Annotated in this window: 16 protein-coding genes; 1 reads left to right on the top strand and 15 read right to left on the bottom strand. The window is 63.4% G+C overall.

Annotated elements, in window-relative coordinates; all coding sequences use genetic code 11:
• Nucleotides 1-14: 14 nt before the first annotated feature.
• From DWV48_RS02195 to DWV48_RS02130, 14 genes are all read right to left on the bottom strand, one after another.
• Nucleotides 15-407 carry a DUF192 domain-containing protein gene (locus tag DWV48_RS02195; protein WP_158574795.1) on the bottom strand — a complete coding sequence of 131 codons (393 nt, stop codon included), beginning with the start codon at nt 405-407 and terminating at the stop codon, nt 15-17.
• Nucleotides 404-892, bottom strand: a complete 489-nt coding sequence (locus DWV48_RS02190; RefSeq protein ID WP_118652987.1) for a hypothetical protein — start codon at nt 890-892, stop codon at nt 404-406. The genes DWV48_RS02195 and DWV48_RS02190 overlap by 4 nt, the downstream gene beginning before the upstream one ends.
• Nucleotides 892-2,907, bottom strand: a complete 2,016-nt coding sequence (locus tag DWV48_RS02185; RefSeq protein WP_199588844.1) for a hypothetical protein — start codon at nt 2,905-2,907, stop codon at nt 892-894. Before DWV48_RS02185 ends, DWV48_RS02190 begins: the two co-directional genes overlap by 1 nt.
• Nucleotides 2,908-2,983: 76 nt before the next feature.
• Nucleotides 2,984-3,463, bottom strand: a complete 480-nt coding sequence (locus DWV48_RS02180; protein ID WP_118652983.1) for a TadE/TadG family type IV pilus assembly protein — start codon at nt 3,461-3,463, stop codon at nt 2,984-2,986.
• 1 nt (nt 3,464) lies between these two features.
• Nucleotides 3,465-3,659 (bottom strand): hypothetical protein, encoded by a 195-nt coding sequence (locus DWV48_RS02175; protein WP_147352833.1) that lies wholly within the window; start codon nt 3,657-3,659, stop codon nt 3,465-3,467.
• An 80-nt stretch (nt 3,660-3,739) separates the two neighbouring features.
• Nucleotides 3,740-4,267, bottom strand: a complete 528-nt coding sequence (locus tag DWV48_RS02170) for a hypothetical protein (RefSeq protein ID WP_118652980.1) — start codon at nt 4,265-4,267, stop codon at nt 3,740-3,742.
• Nucleotides 4,264-4,509 carry a class III signal peptide-containing protein gene (locus tag DWV48_RS02165; protein ID WP_118652978.1) on the bottom strand — a complete coding sequence of 82 codons (246 nt, stop codon included), beginning with the start codon at nt 4,507-4,509 and terminating at the stop codon, nt 4,264-4,266. The genes DWV48_RS02170 and DWV48_RS02165 overlap by 4 nt, the downstream gene beginning before the upstream one ends.
• 10 nt (nt 4,510-4,519) lie before the next feature.
• Nucleotides 4,520-4,936 carry a type II secretion system F family protein gene (locus tag DWV48_RS09355; RefSeq protein WP_233546057.1) on the bottom strand — a complete coding sequence of 139 codons (417 nt, stop codon included), beginning with the start codon at nt 4,934-4,936 and terminating at the stop codon, nt 4,520-4,522.
• Nucleotides 4,937-5,172: 236 nt separating this feature from the next.
• The gene (locus DWV48_RS02155; protein ID WP_118652974.1) at nt 5,173-5,922 is read right to left on the bottom strand and encodes a type II secretion system F family protein; all 750 of its coding nucleotides are present in this window, start codon (nt 5,920-5,922) and stop codon (nt 5,173-5,175) included.
• Nucleotides 5,871-7,145 (bottom strand): CpaF family protein, encoded by a 1,275-nt coding sequence (locus DWV48_RS02150; RefSeq protein ID WP_199588841.1) that lies wholly within the window; start codon nt 7,143-7,145, stop codon nt 5,871-5,873. The genes DWV48_RS02155 and DWV48_RS02150 overlap by 52 nt, the downstream gene beginning before the upstream one ends.
• 116 nt (nt 7,146-7,261) lie before the next feature.
• A complete protein-coding gene (locus DWV48_RS02145; protein ID WP_118652970.1) occupies nt 7,262-8,740 on the bottom strand; it encodes a P-loop NTPase in 1,479 nt (492 codons plus the stop codon).
• 3 nt (nt 8,741-8,743) lie between these two features.
• Nucleotides 8,744-9,463, bottom strand: a complete 720-nt coding sequence (gene cpaB / locus DWV48_RS02140) for a Flp pilus assembly protein CpaB (protein WP_118652968.1) — start codon at nt 9,461-9,463, stop codon at nt 8,744-8,746.
• 278 nt (nt 9,464-9,741) lie between these two features.
• Nucleotides 9,742-10,890 carry a ribosome small subunit-dependent GTPase A gene (gene rsgA, locus DWV48_RS02135; RefSeq protein ID WP_118652966.1) on the bottom strand — a complete coding sequence of 383 codons (1,149 nt, stop codon included), beginning with the start codon at nt 10,888-10,890 and terminating at the stop codon, nt 9,742-9,744.
• 22 nt (nt 10,891-10,912) lie between these two features.
• A complete protein-coding gene (locus tag DWV48_RS02130; RefSeq protein ID WP_118652964.1) occupies nt 10,913-13,591 on the bottom strand; it encodes a cation-translocating P-type ATPase in 2,679 nt (892 codons plus the stop codon).
• A gap of 330 nt (nt 13,592-13,921) precedes the next feature.
• Between DWV48_RS02130 and pyk the strand changes: the two genes are divergently transcribed.
• The gene (gene pyk, locus DWV48_RS02125) at nt 13,922-15,391 is read left to right on the top strand and encodes a pyruvate kinase (RefSeq protein ID WP_118652962.1); all 1,470 of its coding nucleotides are present in this window, start codon (nt 13,922-13,924) and stop codon (nt 15,389-15,391) included.
• Nucleotides 15,392-15,563: 172 nt separating this feature from the next.
• On the opposite strand, the gene DWV48_RS02120 is transcribed toward pyk, so the two are convergent.
• Nucleotides 15,564-16,529 carry a hypothetical protein gene (locus DWV48_RS02120; protein WP_118652960.1) on the bottom strand — a complete coding sequence of 322 codons (966 nt, stop codon included), beginning with the start codon at nt 16,527-16,529 and terminating at the stop codon, nt 15,564-15,566.
• Nucleotides 16,530-16,699 lie beyond the last annotated feature (170 nt).

Raw genomic sequence — 16,699 nt, 5'->3', positions numbered from 1 at the left:
AGTTTTCCAAGCGGTCAAGCAAGTTTTTTGTTTTTGCCAAAAATAGTCCCCGCACCGCCACGCGCCGATCGTGCCAATAGCGCCGAGGGGCGCTCGATGACAAACGCTGCTGCCGAGCACGAGAGCACGCGCCAGGGCATGACGCCATCATGGCGCGCGAGGATATGACCGGACGCATCGACGAAGGCGATATCGAGCGGAATCCACATGAACCAAGTGTGGACCGACCGGCAGCGGGGAAACACGAGGATGCGAACACGCCCTGCGCCGACCGTCGCGGGAAGAGCCACGAAGCCCGCAAGACGGCGCGCGAACGTCTTCGCCTCTTCGACCTGCCCCTCCCAGCCAAGGTCGTGCAGCGCGCGGGAAACTGCGGTACAGGTAGCCGCCTCATGACATGCGGTCACACAATCACCCCCGACTTCCACGGATCGACCGTCACGGCTTTGCTATGGACAAGCTCGAACGGCGCCCCCAGGTCCACTCCTGCAATGGAAAGACCCTGGGGCCACGGACGATATCGCAAGGTGCACCGATAGGTCCGCAAACTCCCCACAAGGCTGAGCAGGGATCCACGATCCGAGCCGTCGCTCCCTTCACCACCCTCAACCACTACTTCGACGCGTACCTCATGACCATCCATGGCTTGTGCGAGCTGCTTCTCAACCTGCGCCGCGGCAGATGCCCCCGAGAGCACCCCCGTCGCATCTCCCGCTGGCGCCACACCGTGCGCGAGCACGACATCGGGCGCCACCCGGTCAAACCGCGCTGTAGCTGACACGAACATCATCACGTTGTAGACAATCAGAGCAAGCACCAGCATGACGGGAGCGACGACGGCCATTTCGACCGTCGCCTGAGCGCGATCCTCCGCACGGCATGTCTCACCCATCACGAACCGCCTCCCCCAATTGACGCGATGTCGCTCACGCGCACCGTAAGTGGCAGGGAGCCGCCGCCGGGCAGCGGGATTTCGGCAATGGTGAATTCCATGGACATGATGCGTTCCCCCACTGCATAGCCGACGGCCTGCAAAATCGCCTCTGGATCCGTTGCGCCGGCGGGAATGCTCCGCAATGCACCTTGGATATGGGCATAATCCTGCATACCCGCGCGCGATGCCACGAGCGAGCTATCGGTGAGCACCGGCTTTCGCTGTCTCAAGTCGACCGGCTCTATGCCAAGGGTTCGCACGATTCCCTGCAATCGATCCTTGAGCCAAGTGCCCACCGAGCCGATGCCGATCCTTCCCAGGCCCTCTGCAAGGTCGGAAAAGGCGCGGTCTATCCCGGCGCTCGACTCACCGTAGGAAGTGAGTAGATCACCCCACAAATCCATCACCGAATCAACGAGACCGACCGCTCCTCCCGACCCAACGCGCCCTTCCAGGGAGCTGAAAAACCCTGAGAGGACGTTGTTTTGACGCGTCGCCTCGTCGGGCGCGAGGACCGCAGCCGAAACGGCACCGCGCTCTGCCACGTGCTCCGTCGTGGCAAACGGCGATTGCAGGTCTTCGGGCGTTTGCGTGGCGGATGCGACGACGAGCGCGATGCACCCGTCCCTACCGGGAGGGGCGATACGCGGCCGTTTGCCCGAAAGGCCCAATATCGCCTCCTCAAATGCACTACTCACCTGTTCCGCCTCTCCACGTGAACGTGCCTGCTCGTCGAGCTCCTGTTGACGCGCGGCCACGTAGTCGTCAAGCGCCAACGTGAAGGCTCGCAGATGGTACTCAAAGCCGTTGTCTATGCTCGTCGATGCGGCGGGGGCCTTTCCCACGTCGCCAATACTGAACCGGCACACCTCGCACTCCCGCGCGGCACCTTGATCAAGCGACTCAAGCGAAAGCGAGGGGCCCGCCGCCCCCTGAGCACCGGGGCACGAAGAAGAGAAATGCAGAGTGAGACCATCGTCCTCGTTGCTCGAGGGCCACGCGGCATCGGTATACAGACTTGTCTTCCGCACTTCCTCGGTATTTCTGGGCAGCAACTTGACCGTCGAGGTGATCGTGCCGTCCCGCTCAACGACTTCAGCGCCCGCGAGCGTCTTAATCGCAAAGCCGTAAAACGCATGGCGTGCGGCGGCGTCGGCACGGGCTTCGGCCCCTTGCCCTTCGGGAGCATCGTGGTCATAGCGCCAGCGATAATACGCCCGAGCGCGATCGAGGGCGACATTCGGCTCCCACACCATGCTCGATGCGAAATCGGGGTTGTCATGATCCGCAATGCCCGAGAGCCGCCCCGCCCGCTCCTGCATGTTCATGCCATCGCGCCCACAATCCGCTAGCCACGCCGCCTCCTTCTTTGCCGCCGTATGCTCCGCCGCGCGTGCCAGATCTGCCGCTGTCTGCTCCAATTCACCGGATTCTCGCTCAAGTTCCCCGATTGATATCTGGTCGCCCTCGAGCGCCGGGAACTCCGATGCCGATGTTGAGGGAGCCGCCAACGCGCTGCCGGCATACGTGGTCGATTCGCCATTCTGCGCTGTGCAGGAGCGGGTGGCGTTGGCGGCAACCAGATACGGCAACGAGTCCTCGAGGGTCTTAAGGCCCCGCGAAGCCGATGTCACGAAGGTGTTCCTGGTCTCGAGCATATCGAGGCCGGCGTCCAGCGTCTTTGCCGCAGCACCCTGTGCGCCCGGCACGAACGCCCCAATCAACCCCACGCCCGTCATGGCAAAACCGGCAAGCCCCAAGCTCAGCGAGCAGGCGTCGAGTACCGTCGCCACTGTATGGTACGAAGAGACCACATTCGCCCCCGCAAGCGCGGTGGCATCCGCACGGGCCTGCACATCGCCCGACCTGCCCGCCGACCATACCGCCAACGATGCCGAGAACAGCAGCGCCAGCACCATCAACATCGCAACGGCTGATGCCACCGTCGTATAGGCACCGTCCTCGAGAAACATATCGATGCCCCATCGCACTCTGCGTCGCGCGTTGCGCGTGCGGGGCCACCGGCTTCCAAGAAGGTCAGCCCTCAACTCATGTATCCCACATCTCAACCCATTCCGCATACTCACCCTCCAGCCACTCTGGCCTGCCCTCATACGAGACATCGACCCGCATCCGCACATCGCCGTATCCGTTCACCTCGCCCATCGCACCCGCAAACGCCCCCAAGATGGGAAGCGGCCGAACATGCCCCTCGATGGATACGCGGACGGTTCCACCCGTATCTGCCGCGCGCCCACACTCGATCTCCCATGATTGGGAACCTCCCGCATGAAAGATCGCCAGATCAGGTATGGCGGAGAGCCTGCGAAGCGCGAACGCCCGATATGCCTCGTCGTCCTCCAGCGTGGCCGTCGTCATCAACCTAGCCGTCTCGGCAGCCGCGGATTCCATGATCGCGCGCGTGTAGAGCAGGCAGACGGGCTGGAGCATGAGCAGCAACAGCAGCAGAAACGATGGAATCAGCAAGGCCGCCTCGACAGTCGCCTGGGCGCGGTCCTCTGCCAACATCTCAATACAGGGATATGTCGATGGCTCCTCCCGCACTGAACGCATGCGATGCCGCGGCGCGCACGAGCTCCGCAAGCGTCCCGTCAACGGCAGCACGCCACAACGCCGCCATTCCCACCACCATCGCAAGAAGCGCAACGACGGTGAGGGCGTATTCGACCGTCCCCTGCGCCGCCCGCTCACCAAGCACGTGCACCAGCCGTCCATGCTGGTGCCATACCCCAACCATCGCCTTATCCAGCCTTCCATGGCACCTCCCTGCACGGCGGGAGCGCGCTAGACCTCGCCTAGAAGCAGTCGAGTCACCCTGACCGTGCTCTCCCGCCCGCCTTCCGTATTCACCAGGACCACGTCGCACCAAGCATCCCCTCCCTGCACGATGGCGCCCCAAACATTTCCCTGCATATCGAGGTAGCCGCTGGCGGCAAGCCTTGCCTCTCCGGTATCCGCATAGGCACGCAGCACGTTCTCGGCAACAACGGGAAGATCAACCTCCTCGACCCAACACAGGGCATCGGTTGCCCCCTCGCCATCCGAAGCCGTCGCACCAGCGTCTTGAGCACGCGAGTTGAGAGCCAAATCGCGTAAAAACGTCTCGGTCGAGCTCTCGCGCGTCTTCGCGCCCAATAACGCTCGCGCACGCTCCAATACGCCAGCCTGCCCTCCCGCCTCAGCCTCATCCCGCGTGAAGACATCGTCATCAACCTGCGTCGCACCCTGCCCTATCAGTGCCGCGACAATCGCGATGCCTATGCAGACAAGGGGCAGGACATAGACGAGCGCACGCAGTGCGCGTCCACTCACAGACCGTTGATTCCGTTCGAAATGGCGTTCCACAGCTCGCTCACCTTGTCTCGAAACGCGATGATCGCGATGATCGCTATCACCACCAGCACGCCAACCAAAATCGCGTACTCGGTCGTTCCCTGCGCCTTCTCCTCATGGGCGGCATTGATGCATGCATTGCCCACTTGTTGGCAGGCAACCGTAGCGCGAGCGCGCGCTTCTTCACAAACCTCGGCCAGATACTCGACTAGTGCAATCATGGGTACCTCCCTACATCATCCCGCCGGCAGCAAGCAGCGGGCCCAAAATGGACAACAACAAGGCGGGCAAGATGAGCGTCCCCGTTGGTATGAGGAGCTTGACCGGAGCCCGCTCGATTTGACGTTCAACCTCGGCGCGATGGGCGGCGCGGATCTCCCGGCTTTGTCCCTCAAGCGTCTCGGACAACGGCGCGCCCAGCTCGAGAGCCTGGGAAACGGCGACCGCAAACACCTCGAGCGCCCTCAATCCCACCTCATGCGCAACCGCCTGGAGCTCCTCTTCCCGCGTCGTCAAACCCGATTGCCACGACACGCGCGCCTGCGCCAGACGCGTGGAGAGCCCGCCCGATCTGCCATCGCAGTACATGCCCACAGCCGCATCGAACGACAAGCCGGCGGACAGGCCCAGACGAACGATATCGATCATCTCGGAAACCTCGCTCAACGTTGCAGAAGCCCTCGAGGGGGCCTCCACCCTCAGAACCCTACGCACCATCGCTTCAAGTGATGCGACGATCCGCGCGCCATCCCTTCGCAACGTCTGCGCCCAACGGGTGCAGGTAAGCCGACGGTCGTCACTTGCCCATCCCAAAAAGAGAAAGGCAGATATCGTTGCCAGCGAACCAGATGCCACGACCGGTATGGCGATATACACCCCTCGCATCACACACCAACTCGCATGATCTTGCGGATGATCGACCAAGCGAATATGTTCAGGAACAACGCGACGGCCAGAGACCCAAGGCCGGAAGGTGTGAACACTCCCGCCCGGAAATCACTCGACGCCAACGAGAGGAACCCCACCATAAAGACGGGCATTCCGGCTACCAATCGAGCCGACATGCGCACTTGCGCCGTCTTCACCTCGAGCTGGCGCATCAGGGCTATGCGCTCCCCAACCAACCCGGCGGCTTCTGAGAGTAACCCGCCCAATGCCGCTCCTGTCCTGCGGGAAACCTTGAGGGCGAGCACCACCAAATCCAAAGCGGGCGCATCGAGGCGCTCCACCAACTCATCAAGAGCATCGACCGACGAGACACCGCAGGTCATGAGCGCAGAGGCGTGTAGGAACTCGGTGCGCACCGGTTCCTCCGCACGGCTGCCCACATACTGCATCGCTTGGGAAAGAGACAGGCCCGAACCAAGAGAAACCGCCAACGAGCCAAACGCCTCGGGCATCGCGCGCTCAACTCGGTCGCGCTCCGCCCGCTTACGCGGGGTGAGGACACCGCGCGCGGCAAGCTTCCCCTCAATCTCATCGCGCACATGGCGCAACGCTCGTTCCACGCCCCTCAAAATGAGCGCGAGCCGCCTGCGCGCGATCGTCAACTCACCAGACAGGCCGGGAGCCAACAGGCCCGCTAGGCTGATGGTCGTGAGCACTCCAACGCTCGCTGACACGATGACCTCCATCTATCGACCTCCTCTTGCTCCAGCGCCCCCGTTCGCAGCGCCTCGCCAATGAACGGTGGCTCCCGAACCAATTCCCACGTGTGGGCGACGGCGTCCCCACGCACGTACTCAGTCAATTCGACGCCGCCTCCCGGCGCACGCGACACCCCCGTGTACGACGAGACGTATCTCCTGCCCGACGGGGTTCGCACCGACATCACGATCCCGTCGAGCGCCATCGCGATCTGCTCCTCGATGAGGGAGCTTGCGAGATCGATGCCGTAACGGGCGAGCAAGGTCAGGCGGACCACCGCCTCCTCGGCACTGCCCGCATGCAACGTCGTAAGCGAACCATCGTGGCCGGTGCTCATGGCCTCGAGCATGTCGATGGCCTCGCGATTGCGCACCTCACCCACCACGATGCGGTCGGGGCGCATGCGCAACGCATTCACCAGCAGGTCGTGGATCGTGACAGCTCCCTCACCCTCAATCGACGCCTCGCGCGCTTCGAGCCGGACGACGTGCGGATGGTGCGTGAACTTGAGCTCGGCCGAGTCCTCTATGGTCACAATCCGCTCGCCATGCGGAATCTCGCACGACAGGGCATTGAGCAGGGTCGTCTTTCCCGATCCCGTGCCACCTACCACCGCAAGGTCCTCACGAAGGCGCACGGCGAACGAGAGCATCTGCGCGTACCATGCCGGAAGAGACCCCAAGCGCACCAGGTGCTCCAATGAGCTGATCCGATCCGAGAACTTTCGGATGGTGAGCGTGGGGCCGTCGATGGCGACTGGCGGGATCACCGCATTCACGCGATAACCGTTCGGCAAGCGCGCGTTCACCATGGGGCTTCGCTCATCGACACGGCGACCCAGCGGCGATATGATCCGGTCGATGAGGATGCGTATCTGCTCATCCGATTCAAATGGCCTGCCTATTGGACTCAACACGCCGCCGCGCTCGATGAAGGTCGATGCGCAGCCGTTGACCATGATCTCGGTCACCTCATCGTCTTCCAGCAACGACTGCAAGGGGCCGAGCCCCACCACGTCATCAAGCACATCGGAGATAACGCGCTCACGCTCTCGCACGCCCAGGTCGATTGTCGTATCCGCATTGATGACCGCCTCGAGGGCCGGCCGCAACTCGACGCGCGCCTGTTCGACGTCGGGCACCTTGACGATACGGGCAACCTCGGCAAACCCAACGCGATCCATCATCAGGCGCATGATATGCACCCTCATGGCCCGCGGGACGGAGTCTGGCGAATCCGTCACACACGATGCGCGTCCGCGTTGCGGCCCCTCCGCGCGGGCGCTCCCACCGCCGGCTTGGACACGGGCTATCCGATGCATCAAGCTCATCGTGCACCACCGCTCCTTTTGCGCCACGGCAACCGGAACTTCGTCCCGCGCGTCTCTCCCTGTGGCGACGCGGCCATGAGGCGCTTATCGACCGAACAGCCCAGCTCCCCAAGTAGCTGCGCCGCAAAGGTCCGCACGCTCTCGGCAAACGCGCTGTTTCCCGCAACCAAGGCGTCGAGCTTGCCGAATGAGAGCATGCCTCTCACGTCTTCGCCGCCATCCGCTATCCGAACGCGCGAACGTAGCGAGGTGCCCATCTCGAATCGCAGCGCCTCCTCCTCTCCGCACCCACGGGCACCTATCCGATTGAACACGCTGGTCATCCGTGTCGCTGGGACGCCCAACCGCGCCGCGAGCGAGACGACTGCCGCCGCCGATGACCCCGAGGTCTCTCCGCTGCCGCCCACAATCAAACAACGGTCGCATGCGCCAATTGCAACTGCCGCCGCATCTCCCCAGTTGTTCGAGGTGTCGGCGTAAATCACATCCGCCGCGCCCCGAAGCACCTCGATAAGCTGCTCGATTGGGGTGCCAAACAACTCTGCCTTCTCGCCTTCTGTCAGTGGGCCCCACAGCGTCAAACCGGGACCCACGCGCATCGCCGTCGCCTCGACGTCGCACTCCGCGATGAAATCATCGCGCTCATGGGCAACAAGGCCCTCGAGTCCCTTGCGAGTTTCCGCCCCCAACACGGCGGGCAGGTCGCCGAACATCAAGTCGAGATCAAGAACCGCGGCACGCAACCCGGCGCGAGCGGAAGAAGCGGCCAGAGCTGCCACAAGGGTCGTCTTTCCAACGCCTCCCCTGCCAGAAACAACCGTGACGAGCGGCGCACGGTGCGTCCCCGTCGCCGCGTGCGCAACCGAACGCGTGCCCGCACGTGCCGCAACCTCGCGCAAATCGCTCGCCGCCTCCTCTCCGCCTGCCGGCGCACCGTCACGCAGCTCGGCCACGGGCGGCGACATGATCGACACGTCCTCAGGCCATTCCGCGTCATCCGGCTCATCAAGCGGCGGCCACAGCTCCTCAAGAGGAACCATGTCATCGCGAACGAGGGCTATCTCGCCCGTCCGCTGCGGGAATTCGTCGGGTTCCATGCATGCTTCTAACGTGGTTGAGTCTTCGGAGCGCACCTGCGCGTCCTCACTCGCCCCCGTCGCGATGACCTCAGTTGCACCGGTACGCAGCAAATGCGCGATGGACGGCGCATCGCAGCCGTCGGCGATCACGAGTACCTCGACCCCATCAAGCGATTGCCGTACGAACGCCATCCCCGCCACCGTCGTCGCGACCGCCTGGGAATCGCAGCCAAACACCACATGGACATCTGCCGCGGCACACGCCCTCCCCAGTTGCACGGCGCCCTCCACCGAATTCACGCGGGCGATCCGCGCACGTACATCACGCTTGCGCACTTCCGCGCGAACACGTCCGTATGCGCTCTCCGCGCAGTACACCAGCCAAATCGATTCCATCCGTCACTCGCCTTCTTTCCCTGATGGCGAATCATCCGCAGACGCATCCGCCTCCGGCTCATCCTCGCCAGCGGATTCCCCTTCGTCTGACTGCTCCGCCTGCGTACCTGGAACGACCAAGGTGACCATGCCGCTCGACGTCGCCGCCAGCAATTCGCGCACAGCCGAGGGACGTACCGCGAGCGTCACCCATTGAACATCCCCGCCGCCGGAAGCCAGGGCACTTGAGTCGATTACCTGCGCGCTCGTCAACTTGTCTGCGAGCGCGTCGCCTAAGGCATAGACGTCAACCGTCTCACCCCGCGTGAGCATGCCTCCAACCGCGTGCTCCGGATCGCTCGCAACCGAGACCGCGACCATCCCGCGCGGGATGTCCACCGCGCCCTCACGTTGCTCGAAATACGCCTCCGCGAGGGGCGCATGCGCGGGGATCTGCGCCGTCGCCGTTCGACCCAGCACACTTGAAAGACCGGTTATCGCGCCTTGGGGCAGTAAGGTGGAAACCCATTCCGTCACCACGACGTTGCCCTCGTCGATCTTCTCACCAGGCTCGATCTCCCGGCTGGCCACGCAAACGCTCGTCAACTCGCCACCGTATTGCGCCAGCATCTCCTGCTCCACACGCTCCGCATCGCGGTGCGCGCCGGTTACCGCCATAAAGCACACGAGCGCGGCCGCCAATCCGGCAAAAACGCTGATTGCGAGCCTTCTGCTTCGATTCATGTACCGATCCCCCCAGTCGCATGCGTCCCGTGACTCGATTCTCGAACCCCGCGGAACTCGCGAAGGCGACTAATTGAGAAACTCCGCAGCGACCTGTTGAGGGCTCATACCACCAGCTGGCACCCGATGACAGGCCTGTGCCAGACCCAGGCCAAACCTGTGTCCGAGCGCACGAAGGCCCACGGTCGACGCGCATAGAGAACAGGGCCGCCCATACCGAGCGACCCTGCGATCGAGCTATGTCGTTGTCTTTCGCTCACGCGTGAGGAAATCCCTGGTTAGAGGTGGATATCGGGGTCCAAGCTCTGCACACTCACGCGCATCTCGGAAGCGAGCGCCAAAAACGCGTCCACGCGCACGCGCTCGATCTCCCCATCTTCTACGCCCTGCAACACACCACATCCCGGCTCGTGCACATGAGAGCAGTCATTGAATCGACAGGTATGCGCAGCATCGATGACCTCGGGAAATGCTCGTGCGAGCCCTCGTTCATGCCCAACGAGCGGCAACGAGCGCAATCCCGGGCAATCGGCTATGACACCGCAAGGTTCAGGCAGCGCGACCATGATACGCGCGACGGTGGTATGCCGCCCAGCATCATCACGTTCACGCACCTCGCTCGTCTCGAGCGCCTCGGCACCGAGCAGCGTGTTGAGCAGCGTCGATTTGCCTGCACCGGACTCGCCCAAGATCATGCCGACCGCGCCGTGGGGAATGCAAGACCGGACCTCATCGAGACCCACCCCCGTACGCGAGGAGGTCGCAATCACGGACACACCCTCGCCAACCAGCCGCCGAATATCCTCAACAACCGCTTGAACCTCGCCCGCCTCACACCGGTCGATTTTCGTGAGGATCACAACCGGCTCGGCACCGCAGTCGCGCGCGAGTACGAGTGAGCGGGCGATACGGTCACGCATAAGCGACAACGTATCGCGCTCGGCACCCAAAGGCTGCACGATAAAGATCACGTCGACGTTCGCTGCCAGCACCTGGCGCTCGCCGCGGTTCTTGCCGCGCCAGCGCTCAAATGCCGTACGTCGGGGCAGAACGCGCAGAATTACGCCCATGTCGTGGTTTGGCGAGACACGGACCGCCACGAAATCGCCCACGCTGGGCAGAACGCGCTCGGCAGCCTCATCTGCCCCCGCGGTCCTACCTGTGCCGCCCCGGCCGTGCTTACCACGCTTGCCGCGCTTTCCTTTGGCAAAATCAACGGCATGCTCGGCGCGCAGCAACGCGCCCGAAGCCGTCGCAATCATGGGAAAACCACGATCCAAGCGCACCACGGCACCCAGCTCAATCTCTGCGGCGGGCACATCCCCCGCTGCATCGAGCTCCGAGCGCGCCTGCTCAAACGCAGAGACCTGCGCGCTGGATGCACGCAGGTCTCCAAAGCTCGGAATATGTTCCAAAACGTCAGCCACGCTTACGCCTCGGTCCCTTCCCTTACGCCTTGTTTTTCTCGATGTTGCGCATAACGGCCTTGTAGACCTCCATGATCGGGATGATCAGGAAGGCGAGGCCAAGAGCAGCGAGCAGCGCCATCGGATCGAGGGTCATGAAGCCGAAGACCTCGGCGAGGAAGTCGACCTCGACCGGGATGACCGTCAGCACGAGGGCGAGAACGGCGGCACCCCACAGCCACTTGTTCTGTGTCTTCATGGCGAAGATGGAGGCGCGGCGGCTGCGCATGTTGAAGGAGTGGAAGATCTCGACCATCGAAAGAGTGATGAAGGCCATGGTCACGCCCTCGGCATCCGGCACGCCATCGAGCAGCATGCCCATGTCGATGGAGCCGTTGTGCAGGAACATGCCCGCGAAGAAGGAGGCGAGCACCAGCAGAGTGATGATGACGCCCTGGAAGGCGATGTCGAGGCCCATGCCATCGGCGAACACGCCATCGGAGGCCTTGCGTGGCTTGCGCTTCATGACATCACCCTCGGCCTCCTCCATGCCAAGCGCGAGCGCCGGCAGGGAGTCGGTGATGAGGTTGATCCACAGCAACTGGACCGGCTGGAAGATGGTGAAGCCGATGAGGGTCGCCACGAACACCGAGAGGACCTCGGCGATGTTGGCGGACAGCAGGAACTGGATGACCTTGCGGATGTTGTCGTAGATACGACGGCCTTCCTCCACCGCGTTGATGATGGTGGCGAAGTTGTCGTCGGCGAGAACCATGTCGGCGACGTTCTTGGTGACGTCGGTGCCGGTGATGCCCATGCCCACGCCGATGTCGGCGCGCTTGATGGACGGAGCGTCGTTCACGCCGTCGCCGGTCATGGCGACGATGTTGCCCAGGCTCTTCCAGGCATCGACGATGCGGGCCTTGTGCTCGGGCTGGACGCGGGCATACACGGAGATCTCGGTGACGCGGGTCTTGAATTCCTCGTCGGAGATCTTGTCGAGCTCAGCGCCGGTGATGGCCTGGGAAGCGTCCTCGACGATGCCGAGGTCCTTGGCGATGGCGACGGCGGTGTCGATGTGGTCACCGGTGATCATGACGGCGCGGATGCCGGCCTCCTTGGCCTCCGCGATGGCGGCGGTGACCTCGGGGCGGACGGGGTCGATCATGCCGGAGAGGCCGCAGAACACGAGGTCGTGCTCGAGGGCCTCAGGGGAGAAGTCAGAGGGCTTCTCGGTGTAGGTGCGGCTGGAGAGCGCCAGCACGCGCAGCGCCTGGTCGGCCATGGCCTTGTTCGCGGCGAGGATCTGCTCGCGGCGCTCATCGGTCATGGGGACGAGCTCGCCGTTGTCATACACATGGGTGCAACGGGAGAGGACGACGTCGGGGCCGCCCTTGGTGTACTGCTCGAAGGTGCCGTCGGCTTCCTCGACCACGACGGACATCATCTTGCGGCCGGAGTCGAACGGCGCCTCGCCCACGCGCGGGTGCTCGACGTCGAGCCCCTGCATGCCGGCCTTGGCAGCGTCGTTGACGAGAGCGCACTCGGTGGGCTCGCCAACCGCCTCGCCCTTCTCCTCATCCCACTTGGCGTCGGAGCACAACGCCATGCCGGCGAGGAACTTCTCCTCGGCGCAGGCGAGCTCGTGCTTGACAACGGTCATCTTGTTCTGGGTGAGGGTGCCGGTCTTGTCGGAGCAGATGATCTGGGTGCATCCGAGAGTCTCGACGGCGGTCATCTTGCGAATAATGGCCTGACGCTTGGACATCTTGGTGACACCCATGGACAGGACGATGGTGACGACAGCGACCAGGCCCTCGGGGATGGCGGCGACCGCCAGGGACACGGCGACCATGAAGGTGTCGAGCAGCATACCCGGGTTGGTGCCAAGCTCACCGAAGTGGCGGACGATGTCCACCGCGAAGATGATCACGCAGATGGCGAGCACGAGCTTGGTCAGGATGCCGGAGAGCTCGTTGAGCTTCATCTGGAGCGGGGTGAGCTCCTTCTTTGCCTGGGTGAGGGCCGTGGCGATCTTGCCCATCTCGGTGTTCATGCCGGTGCCCACCACGACGGCGCGGCCGCGGCCGTACACGACGGTGGAGCCCATATAGCACATGTTCTTGCGGTCGCCAAGCGGCACGTCGTCCATGCCCTCGCCGAGCTCGATGGTGTTGGCGTGCTTCTCGACCGGGACGGACTCGCCGGTGAGGGCGGCCTCCTCGATCTTCATGGAAGCGCTCTCGAGCACGCGGCAGTCGGCGGGGACGGAGTCGCCCGCCTCGAGCAGCACGACGTCGCCGGGGACGAGCTCGGAGCTTGCCATGTGAACCATCTTGCCGTCGCGGATGACTTTGGACTGCGCCGCGGACATCTCCTGCAGCGCCTCGAGCGCCTGCTCGGACTTGGCCTCCTGAACCACGCCGAGGACGGAGTTCAGGATGACGACGGACAGGATGATGGCGGCATCTGCCCACTCGGGCTCGCCCTGAATGAAGCCGGTGATGACGGAGATAGCCGCCGCAACGAGCAGCATGATGACCATCGGGTCCGCCATCTGCTCAAAGAAGCGCTTCCACAGCGGCGTCTTCTCTTCCTCGTCCAGTTTGTTCGGACCAACGTTCGCCAGGCGCGTCTGCGCCTCGGCGGCAGTCAGGCCCTGAGCGGCACTCGTGGACTGCTCCTCGAGAACCTCCTCAGCCGAAGCCAAGTACTCTTTCAATCTGACCCCTCCCGGAGTATGCCAAGCGGGACACAGGCGCGCTGCGCCCCAATCCAACAGTCTGACACCCGATTATAATTCCCGGAACCTGGGCAAGGGCTTGTCATAGGGCAATATGGTACCCAAGCCGATCCCCGATATACCGGAGAGCCCCGCGATAGGAGGCAATGTCCATATCCTCTTACTACGGGGCGTTTATAAATCAAGAGCTGTGTAGATTGAATCGGCATGCGGTCGTTTTGCAACGATGGACGGCTTGAATTTTCCTATAATGTGCCCATGTATCTGCTTACCAACGACGCCTGTTAATGACATCAGATGGAGGTCTGAATGCAGCAGAAACTTAAGCGCACCAAGATCGTTTGCACCATGGGCCCTGCCTGTGACAACGACGAGACCATTCGCGAGATGATCAAGGCGGGCATGAACGTCGCCCGCTTCAACTTCTCCCACGGCTCCTACGAGGAGCACCAGGGCCGCATCGAGCGCGTCCGCCGTTGCGCCGCCGAGGTTGGCAAGCCCGTCGGCATCCTGCTCGACACCAAGGGCCCCGAGGTCCGCACCGGCCTGCTCGAGGATCACGCCAAGGTCGAGGTCCACGCCGGCGACAAGATCATCGTCACCGCACAGCCCACGACCGAGGACTGGCTCGGCAACGCCTCCCACATTTCCCTCGACTACCTCAAGCTTCCTTCCGAGGCTGAGAAGGGCTCCATCATCCTGATCGACGACGGTCTGGTCGGCCTTGAGGTCGAGCGCATCGACGGCCAGGACATGCACTGCATCGTCATGAACAACGGCCTGATCGGCGAGCGCAAGGGCGTCAACATCCCCAACGTCGACATCTCCCTGCCCGCCGTCACCGAGCGCGATCGCCAGGACATCCTGTTCGGCCTCACCCAGAACATCGACTACATCGCCGCGTCGTTCATCCGTAACGGCAAGGCCGTCGAGGAGATCCGCGAGCTCTGCCTTGCCAACGGCGGCGAGCACGTTACGATCTTCCCCAAGATCGAGTGCGCCCTGGGCGTCGAGAAGTTCGACGAGATCCTCGAGGCTTCCGACGGCATCATGGTCGCTCGTGGCGACCTGGGTATCGAGATCGCGCCCGAGCTCGTTCCCCACATCCAGAAGGAGATCATCGCCAAGTGCAACGCGGCTTACAAGCCCGTTATCACCGCCACGCAGATGCTCGACTCCATGCAGCACAACCCGCGCCCGACGCGCGCCGAGGTTACCGACGTCGCCAACGCCATCCTCGATGGTACCGACGCCGTGATGCTCTCCGGCGAGACCGCAGCCGGCCAGTACCCGGTCGAGGCCGTTGCCATGCAGGCACGCATCGCCATCGAGACCGAGAAGTACATGCCTGCTCACGCCGAGCTCGCCATGCCCGAGAACGCGTCCGGCACCCGTGTCGTCAACAACGTCGTGGGCATGTCCGCCGTCCAGATGGCGACTGCCGTGGGTGCCAAGTGCATCACCGTGCCCACCACCACCGGCCGCACCGCTCGCCTGATCTCCCACTTCCGTCCGAACATGCCCATCTGCGCGTTCTCCCGCCACGAGTGGGCCGTTCAGCAGATGATCATGTACTGGGGCGTCATCCCGCGCCAGGCCGAGATCACCCAGGGCACCGTCAACGGCACCATCGTGAAGGCTGTCGAGACGGCCAAGGAGCTCGGCTTCGTCGAGAAGGGCGATCTCACCGTCGCGACCGCCGGCGATGCCCGTCTCTCCGTCGAGCTCGAGGGCAAGGTCTCCTCGACCAACCTCGCCTACGTGGCTCAGGTTCGCTAAGGCTCGCGCTACACGCATCCTTTCAAGCGATATCATCGCTGCAGAGGGGCTCGCTGGTTTGTCCAGCGAGCCCCTTCTTTGTCACCGGCCTCGCCGCATCTCCGCCCCCGGCCACGCCGCGCCTCACGACCATCCCATCAAGCCCAGAGAAGCCGCACATCGAGCGATACCCCTAAAGCCGCTCGCGAATGAGGCTCGCGGCGGTGCGTTGAACCTCGTTGAAGGTCTGAGCGAAAAACTCGCTGGTGAGCAAGCGGTATTCCGGTTCACCAACCAAGCTGTTGGTCCGCACGATCTCATGAGCGATCGCCACTGTGTACAGCACCGAGCACTCATCAATCGCATACTGCGGGAATGCCGCGGCCGCATCGAGCAGGCGCGGAGTTGCAACGGGGAAGGCGTCGATGCGCAACGACTTGCCAAACTGATCGAAGTCCCCCTGCTTCTTAATACGGAAGTCGCGGCTGGGTTTTTGCCCCAGCTCGTCAAGGAAATCGCTGACGCGTTGGTTCCAGATGGTGTCGGCAAGCAGATGCGTCCAGGTGCCCAGCACCATGTCGAACTGGGAGCGGCGCGCATCCACAGCCTTGTCCGTCTCGCGGACGGCCTCGAAGGCCTGCACCTGAAGCGAGGCGGTGAGGGCGGGGTCGACCTTCAGCTCATAGTTCGGGGTGTGCGCGGGTGACACATGTGCCACCTCGCGCGCAAGCGAACCCGCCTCGATGATGAGGGCTTTCCTTGCCGCGGAGTCGGTGGGCCTTCCCGCCGCGTCGCTCGTGCACCCCCTTGCCACGTCATCGTCGGGCGCAAGGATGATCGTGCGGCCAGCAGAAGCACCGGGTGCGGCATTGGCACCATCGGCAAGCACGCCGGTAATGCCCAACTCATGAGCCATGGGCGCCACATAGGTATGCCAAAACTCCGCCTCGCGGGGTTTAGGGATATGCTCGGGAGCGGCGAAATGCGTCACGCGATACGGGATGGGCTCGGCCACACTCGGCACCATGTAGCCCACGTAAATGTCGGGCACGAAGTTGCCAAACAGGAACGCGTTGCGGTCCCGCACGACGCCCGCGAAGGGGCCGCCATCCTCAAGCAGCCCCTCCGCATGCGCGATATGTATGTTCCAGGATGGCATACCTCAATCTTCTCTCGCGTCGTCGTGCGCCCCAACCGCAGTGCAAACATTCCCAGGTGCCCCAGATCGCCCCGAAAGAGGAGGGCGCACGCCTTACGCGCGGCGCCCGACGATTGAAAGGCGAGGTGGGGTGCCTAGAGAATCCGGCCGTTAAAGGTTTTCCAGGTGCC

Source organism: Collinsella sp. AF08-23, assembly GCF_003479805.1.
Classification (GTDB): Bacteria; Actinomycetota; Coriobacteriia; order Coriobacteriales; family Coriobacteriaceae; genus Collinsella.
The sequence above is the reverse complement of the archived record's forward strand: the minus strand, read 5'-3'. Positions and strand labels throughout refer to the sequence as shown.

Coding starts and splice junctions, on each gene's coding strand:
- DWV48_RS02180 (WP_118652983.1), bottom strand. CDS start 3,463: ATGTTGGCAGAGGACCGCGCCCAGGCGACTGTCGAGGCGGCCTTGCTG.
- cpaB (WP_118652968.1), bottom strand. CDS start 9,463: ATGAATCGAAGCAGAAGGCTCGCAATCAGCGTTTTTGCCGGATTGGCG.
- DWV48_RS02190 (WP_118652987.1), bottom strand. CDS start 892: ATGGGTGAGACATGCCGTGCGGAGGATCGCGCTCAGGCGACGGTCGAA.
- pyk (WP_118652962.1), top strand. CDS start 13,922: ATGCAGCAGAAACTTAAGCGCACCAAGATCGTTTGCACCATGGGCCCT.
- DWV48_RS02150 (WP_199588841.1), bottom strand. CDS start 7,145: ATGAGGGTGCATATCATGCGCCTGATGATGGATCGCGTTGGGTTTGCC.
- DWV48_RS02185 (WP_199588844.1), bottom strand. CDS start 2,907: ATGTTTCTCGAGGACGGTGCCTATACGACGGTGGCATCAGCCGTTGCG.
- DWV48_RS02120 (WP_118652960.1), bottom strand. CDS start 16,529: ATGCCATCCTGGAACATACATATCGCGCATGCGGAGGGGCTGCTTGAG.
- DWV48_RS02165 (WP_118652978.1), bottom strand. CDS start 4,509: ATGATTGCACTAGTCGAGTATCTGGCCGAGGTTTGTGAAGAAGCGCGC.
- DWV48_RS02155 (WP_118652974.1), bottom strand. CDS start 5,922: ATGGAGGTCATCGTGTCAGCGAGCGTTGGAGTGCTCACGACCATCAGC.
- DWV48_RS02145 (WP_118652970.1), bottom strand. CDS start 8,740: ATGGAATCGATTTGGCTGGTGTACTGCGCGGAGAGCGCATACGGACGT.
- DWV48_RS09355 (WP_233546057.1), bottom strand. CDS start 4,936: ATGATCGATATCGTTCGTCTGGGCCTGTCCGCCGGCTTGTCGTTCGAT.